Source organism: Streptomyces sp. NPDC111802 (genome assembly GCF_055634335.1).
In genome coordinates, this window is sequence record NZ_JBVKCZ010000178.1 from 1 (window position 1) to 2,506 (window position 2,506).

Sequence of the window (2,506 nt, forward strand, 5' to 3'; positions counted from 1 at the left end):
CAACCTCGCCAAGCGCATAACGGACGAGACCACACCTACCTGGCGAGGCACCTACTAAGACATAAGGTGCAATCAACTCAAATCAAACGCTCTCTTAGGTCTTGTTGGAGGAGGGGACAGTGAAGTATTCGCTGAGCGACAAGCAGTTGGAGCTGCTGAAGCAGGTGGCGGCAGCGCCGAAGGCGTTCGAGGCTAGGGGCGTGCATAGCGGCGTTCTGTGGGCTCTTCAACAACGCACGCTGGTGAAGACCAGTTGGGCTACCGGACGCCAGACCGTAGTACTCACTGCAGACAGCCGCTTCTACCTCAAACACGGCAAGCACCCCAAAGAGGTGGAGGAGGACAAGCAACGGCTGAAGAACGATCCCGCCCAGGCCGCTCTCGCACCGGCCGATGGCCCAGACCTGCTAGCCCGGATCAGTGAGGCCCACGGCACGCTCACTGTGCCGAACCCCGGGCCCGGGACGCGCGCCCGCTGGCGCGCTGCCTACTACTACCACGCACTGCACCACGGACACGTCCCTGACGGCTGCAAGCTGCGCTTCAACGGCAGAGACAAAGGAGACATGGTCCTTCGGCTCCTGGACGACGCAGCCCTCAAAGCCGCCGAACCGCCCCTCATCCCCGCAGTCGACGTTCCTGAGCACCTCCCGCCGAAACCACACACGCTGATCACCCGCACGCTCAAAAGGATGGGACGTTCGAAGAGCGCTGCAGACACGCGGAACCTCCCCGACGTCGTCCCCCTCCACGTCTCCCGCCACCTCACCGACCGGGCCCTGCGCATCGCCCATGCACTCATCTGTGAAGCTGAACGACGCGGCTACGAGGTCACCACCGAAACCAGTTCGCACAGGAGGGAAGCAGCCACCCACCACCTGGTCATCCGCATCAAAGGCCACGACTTTCCCTGGGAGATCACGGAGCGCACGAGCAAAGTGCCCCACGAGCCCACAACTCAAGAGCTCCAGAACTACGAAAAGCGGCCCTGGAGCCCAAAGCCCCCGAAATACGATCACCATCCCGACGGCCGTCTCATGATCGCTTCCCCACACCGCAGCCCCTACGGCAGCCCGGCCTACAGCCATGCGGATGGCGCGAGGTGGAAACTCGAAGAACGGATCGGCCACCTTTTGAGTGACCTGGAAGAACGTGCCGCGCACGCCGAGGAACGGCGCATCGCGAAAGAGCAGGAAGAAGCAGACCGCAAACGCAGTTGGTACGCGGCCCTGCGCCGGGCTCGCACAGCTCAGATCACTCAGCACCGCAAGGCAGTCATCACAGATCAGGCGGAACGCTGGCGCCTGGCGCAGGACATCCGGGCATTCTGCTCCGCGGCCCGCCAAGCAGGCAGTGCACAGGAGTGGACCCAATGAGCTGAGCACTACGCAGCCTCCATCGACCCCCTAACGACCCCCCTCGAAACGCCTGCCGAGCCCCCAGCCACCCAACACGACCTGCGCGACCACTTCAGGGGCGACATCTACGCCCACCCATGGCCATTCAGTAAAAACGGCCAGTGGACCCTCGCCGACAACTCCCAGGAACGTACCGACACATGAGATCCCGGTCACCAAGAACACCGGAGCAGGACAAGATCAAGCTGCACGCTCTGATCCCAGCTCGGAGAGCGGTCTGAGGCGTTCGGCTCGGGTGTGTCGTCGGTCGGGTAAGCGGGGTGGTACGGGGGTAGAACGGTGTGAGGCTCGTGTGGTTGCGCGAGCTGGAGCATGCCCGGTCAGTGGGTTGTTTTCTCGCATGGAACGAAGGATTGACGGTATGGCCAGCGGCACCGTGAAGTGGTTCAACTCTGAGAAGGGTTTTGGCTTCATCGAGCAGGACGGTGGGGGTCCGGACGTGTTCGCGCACTACTCCGAAATCAAGGGCAACGGGTACCGCGAACTGACCGAGGGCGAGCACGTGACCTTCGACATCGGTCAGGGTCAGAAGGGGCCGCAGGCGCAGAACATCGTTCGGGGCTGAGAGAAGGGGGTTCGTGCTGGGTGCGTCACCGGCACGGACCCCCGGCGCAGGCTCCTGGGGCCGCCTCGGCGTGCCCATTCCAATCCCAGTACGGCGAGTGCGGCGAGTTTGTCGGCGGTGAGCTTGGCGCGGCGGCTTTTCTGGTTCATGATCCACACTCCAAGCCGGACCTGGGTCCCGTCCGGAAGCTCCTCTACGTGGGCCCTGGGGACCGCCACAGAGCCCTTCCGGGTCTTGTACTGCGTCAGGGCTGCTATGCCCTTCTCGAAGGCCCCCACGGGCGTCGTGGACGGCTTCGCGGGCGCCTCCGGCTCCGGGGCGAGTGGGGTGATGCCGAGCTGTTCCAGGCGTTCGCGCTGTCCGTCTGTCAGGGCTTGCCAGACTGCCGGTTTGCGCTGCCGGGCCAGCCATTTGCCGATGTCCATGCCGCCTGAGTTCCACAGTTAGCAGTGCCGACTAGGGCACGAAAATGCTGGTTGACCTGCGGAAATGCCTGTGAGCACGCCGAGATGGCGTGTCACTA

At 63.7% G+C, this 2,506-nt stretch carries 3 protein-coding genes; 2 read left to right on the forward strand and 1 reads right to left on the reverse strand.

What is annotated here, in order from left to right:
- Positions 1 to 119 precede the first annotated feature (119 nt).
- A complete protein-coding gene (locus ACZ7NC_RS45150) occupies positions 120 to 1,376 on the forward strand; it encodes a hypothetical protein (protein WP_471498164.1) in 1,257 nt (418 codons plus the stop codon).
- 403 nt (positions 1,377 to 1,779) lie between these two features.
- Positions 1,780 to 1,983: a cold-shock protein gene (locus ACZ7NC_RS45155; protein WP_356466421.1), complete on the forward strand. Its 204-nt coding sequence runs from the start codon at positions 1,780 to 1,782 to the stop codon at positions 1,981 to 1,983.
- Here ACZ7NC_RS45155 and ACZ7NC_RS45160 read toward each other — a convergent pair.
- Entirely contained in the window at positions 1,944 to 2,408 is a 465-nt protein-coding gene (locus tag ACZ7NC_RS45160; protein ID WP_471498169.1) for a helicase associated domain-containing protein, read from the reverse strand. The two genes, ACZ7NC_RS45155 and ACZ7NC_RS45160, sit on opposite strands and share 40 nt — an antisense overlap.
- Positions 2,409 to 2,506: the final 98 nt, after the last annotated feature.

What these genes read in the sequence shown, in the direction of transcription:
- ACZ7NC_RS45155 (WP_356466421.1), top strand. Translation starts at nt 1,780, where the DNA reads ATGGCCAGCGGCACCGTGAAGTGGTTCAACTCTGAGAAGGGTTTTGGC.
- ACZ7NC_RS45160 (WP_471498169.1), bottom strand. Translation starts at nt 2,408, where the DNA reads ATGGACATCGGCAAATGGCTGGCCCGGCAGCGCAAACCGGCAGTCTGG.